Origin of the sequence: Arsenophonus sp. ENCA (genome assembly GCF_002287155.1) — a bacterium.
Taxonomy (GTDB): Bacteria; Pseudomonadota; Gammaproteobacteria; order Enterobacterales; family Enterobacteriaceae; genus Arsenophonus; species Arsenophonus nilaparvatae.
In genome coordinates this window covers 1-3,296 of record NZ_NHNG01000046.1, presented here as the reverse complement: position 1 = coordinate 3,296, position 3,296 = coordinate 1, and the positions used below count along the sequence as shown (strand labels likewise).

The 3,296-nt window shown below is 37.4% G+C and carries 4 protein-coding genes and 2 pseudogenes; 4 read left to right on the top strand and 2 right to left on the bottom strand.

Annotated elements, in window-relative coordinates; genetic code table 11:
- Window positions 1–23: 23 nt before the first annotated feature.
- A pseudogene (locus CBG25_RS01140) lies at window positions 24–89 on the top strand (hypothetical protein); the annotation flags it as partial.
- 93 nt (window positions 90–182) lie between these two features.
- Here the strand turns inward: CBG25_RS01140 and CBG25_RS01135 are convergent.
- Window positions 183–482, bottom strand: coding sequence for a DUF1454 family protein (locus CBG25_RS01135; protein WP_290603917.1), 300 nt, complete (start codon window positions 480–482; stop codon window positions 183–185).
- Between the two features lie 145 nt (window positions 483–627).
- On the opposite strand from CBG25_RS01135, the gene CBG25_RS01130 reads away from it, so the two are divergent.
- Window positions 628–1,050 (top strand): DUF805 domain-containing protein, encoded by a 423-nt coding sequence (locus CBG25_RS01130; RefSeq protein WP_290603915.1) that lies wholly within the window; start codon window positions 628–630, stop codon window positions 1,048–1,050.
- 21 nt (window positions 1,051–1,071) lie between these two features.
- Here CBG25_RS01130 and fpr read toward each other — a convergent pair whose 3' ends face one another.
- Window positions 1,072–1,818 carry a ferredoxin--NADP(+) reductase gene (gene fpr / locus CBG25_RS01125; protein WP_290603914.1) on the bottom strand — a complete coding sequence of 249 codons (747 nt, stop codon included), beginning with the start codon at window positions 1,816–1,818 and terminating at the stop codon, window positions 1,072–1,074.
- A gap of 321 nt (window positions 1,819–2,139) precedes the next feature.
- Between fpr and CBG25_RS01120 the strand changes: the two are divergent.
- Together CBG25_RS01120 and CBG25_RS21205 are read left to right on the top strand one after the other, a co-directional pair.
- Window positions 2,140–3,084 (top strand): annotated as a pseudogene (locus tag CBG25_RS01120) (MFS transporter); the annotation flags it as partial.
- Window positions 3,085–3,174: 90 nt separating this feature from the next.
- On the top strand, window positions 3,175–3,296 hold a 122-nt coding region (locus CBG25_RS21205; RefSeq protein ID WP_366212652.1), incomplete at its 3' end, for a helix-turn-helix domain-containing protein.

Sequence of the window (3,296 nt, the reverse complement as noted above, 5' to 3'; positions counted from 1 at the left end):
AAATCTTGAATCAGCGAAAGAGCATGGTTGAACCTGTGTTTTCAGCATTGCGGGGAATTCAGGGTTTGGAACGTTTCCGGCGTAAGGGATTATTAGCGGTAAAGCTCGAATTTACCCTGCATGCAATGGCCTATAACTTATCAAGAGCGGTTGCTCTGATATTATGGATGATTTTCAGTCTATTATTTGTACAAACTAAAATCAGAAAAAGAGAAAATCTGCACGGTGGGATATTGTTGAAAAAAAAATTCCACCCCTTTTGCGACAGCCTCAAGTACTGCGGAGGAGTAAATTTTGCTGTTAATTCGACTGGCTGCACGAATATAAGGTAAGCTAATATCCTTGCTTTTGATCACTTTAAATTCATGTATTGGATAGCTGGGATTATCCTGATTATATTTTTGCCTAAATATGGGGATAGTTTCATTGAATAAGGCTGCATCGGGTGATAAATAAGCAATCGAAACCTCTGTTTCAGGCATAATTGGTAATTCTTTTGCCAGCACGGGGAATAGTGGCAATAATGCAATAAATAGTAATGCTAACTCAAATTTGCGATTGTAAATTTTCATCATCGTTACTCGTCAGTATAAATTTTTTCATAAAGGATCCATTAGGATAAGGTAAATGACATTACAACAATGGGCACTCTCATTTAAAGGACGAATTGGTCGAAAACCATTTTGGCTTGGTATGGTTATTTGGTTTTTATTAATGGTCATGATATTTAGTTTGCAAACTTTTTTGTTATTTTCTCCTTATATTTTACTGTTATTAGTCATTTTGTTGTTCTACCCATTGGCGGCAATTTTTACTAAACGTCTACATGATCGTGGTAAATCTGGTGGCTGGTTGTTGTTATTATTGTTGGCTTTTGTGCTATTTTCTATCGATGTTAGTTTATTCACACCTTTTTGGCAGTGGGGGATTGGACGATTTCTACCTTTATTTATTGTTACCATATTATTTTTAGATTGTGGTAGTTTTAAAGGTCAGGATAAAGCAAATCGTTATGTTAAAAAAACTGAACAAGTTGACTATTTCAGCTGATTAATTTTTATTTATCTCGGTTTACCAATATTGTTCACTGGTAATGTGTCCCGCTTTACGGCGTAAGTGTTTATCCATCGCTCTTTGTATTTTTAGTAGTTGTTGGGTATCTTTAACCATTTGTGGATTACCGCAAAGCATAACATGGCTCGTTGAGGGATCAATTTTTGCCTTTACTGCTTGTTCTAGCTGTCCGCTTTCAATTAGCGCTGGAATACGGCCGGTGAGTGAACCAGTTTTGTTTTCGCGACTGACAATAGTTTGGATCTTTAATTTTCCCTGATATTTTTTCTCAAGAGCTTTCATTAATGGTAAGTAACTGAGATCTTCCGGGTAACGTACCGCATGTACCAGGATAATTTGGTTAAATCGGGCTAAATTTTCGCCAAATTGCAAAATGGATAAAAAAGGCCCAATTGCGGTACCTGTCGATAGCATCCAAAGCGTTTCACAATCAGGCAGTTCTTCTAACACAAAAAAACCTGCTGCTTCTTCAGTGACATAAATAGGATCACCGGGTTTCAATGCTTCAAGGTGTGGGCTGAGTTTTCCTTCCGGTACGGTGACGAGATAGAATTCTAATTGATTATCATTGGGTGCGTTAACATAAGAATAGGCGCGTTGGATACGCTGGCCATTGATTTCTAGCGCAAGTTTAGCATATTGCCCCGCAATAAACGGTTTAATTGGCGCTTCGAGGATCAAACTAAATAAGGCATCTGTCCATTTATGGTTTTTAATAATTTTTCCTGTTACCCAATTCGCCATACTACTGGCCTCCCAATGTGTCAGATAAAGCGTTAATGTTTGGTCATATTATGTCAAATCTAGGCAAAACCATTATCGATAATGTGTTTTAACTATTCAGTTAAATTATGACTCTTTAATTATGATATGAAATTGTACAGTTATGTTTATAAAATAAGTCAATTAGATTCGGTTAGGTGGAAAAAATAATTTAATCGGTTAACTCGAATTTTTTTTATAATTTGTTAGATTAATTGATATTAACGTACAGATTTGATGGGGCTTTTTTTCTTTAAGCCTAAGATATTGTAACCTTTTTTAATACATTGATTATTATATAAAATGAGAAAATTAGAACACTTCAATTTGCTATTAATGCTCATTGTTTTAATTGCTGTCGGGCAGATGACGCAGACAATTTATGTCCCGGTTATTGCAGAAATTGCTGCCTATTTCGCTGAACCTGATGGTGCGGTGCAAAGCGTAATGGGAGCGTATCTGCTATTTTATGGACCTATATCCGATCACGTCGGTCGTCGCCCGGTTATTTTAGTCGGTTTAATTATTTATTTGATCGCAACCATAATCGCAATTTCCGCACCTTCATTAAAGATCTTGATTATTGCCAGTGCACTGCAAGGTTTAGGTGTCGGTGTTGCCGGCGTGATGGCAAGAACTATGCCGTGTGATCTCTATATCGGAACCGCATTGCGTTATGCTAATAGCATATAAATATGGGAATATTAGTTAGTCCGTTACTGGCACCGATGATTGGTGGTGGTATTGCCTATTTTTTCGGCTGGCATGCAACTTATATTTTCCTGTTTTTATTGGGTAGTTTTGTCTTGATCAGTATGTGGAAATGGTTGCCTGAAACTTGCCCGCCTGCATCTGAAAAAAGAAATATGCTTTCTGCTTATTATTCGTTGTTATCAAATCCTACTTTTGATGCTTACTTAGTCATATTAATTGGTGGACTGGCGGGTGTTGTGGTATTTGAATCAAGTAGTGGTGTATTGTTGGGGGGAGTATTAGGTTTAAATAGTATTACCGTCAGTATTCTATTTATTTTGCCTATTCCTGCGGCATTTTTAGGTGCTTGGTATGCCGGGCGCGAAGGAAAAACTTTTTATCAGTTAATGTGGCATGCCGTTTTTTTGTTGTGTTTCTGCGGCTATTATCATGTGGTTACCAGGTTGGTTTGGATTTATGAATGTGTGGTCACTGTTGATCCCTGCCGGACTTTTTTTCTTTGGGGCAGGTATGTTATTTCCATTAGCTACCACCGCGCCAATTCCCAAACGAAATGCAACAAAGTAAATCCTTGGTCATACATAGATAAAATTACTGTAATGACCCCATAAGAGATACTGTTGTATGAAGGGAAAACATTTGAACTTACATGAGCGTTTTTATATCGAAAAACGAATAATTGACGGTGTTACTCAGGCCACTATTGCTAGAGAATTGGGGCTTTCTCGTTCAACTGTCAGCAGGGA

Coding starts and splice junctions, on each gene's coding strand:
- CBG25_RS01135 (WP_290603917.1), bottom strand. CDS start 482: ATGCCTGAAACAGAGGTTTCGATTGCTTATTTATCACCCGATGCAGCC.
- CBG25_RS01130 (WP_290603915.1), top strand. CDS start 628: ATGACATTACAACAATGGGCACTCTCATTTAAAGGACGAATTGGTCGA.
- fpr (WP_290603914.1), bottom strand. CDS start 1,818: ATGGCGAATTGGGTAACAGGAAAAATTATTAAAAACCATAAATGGACA.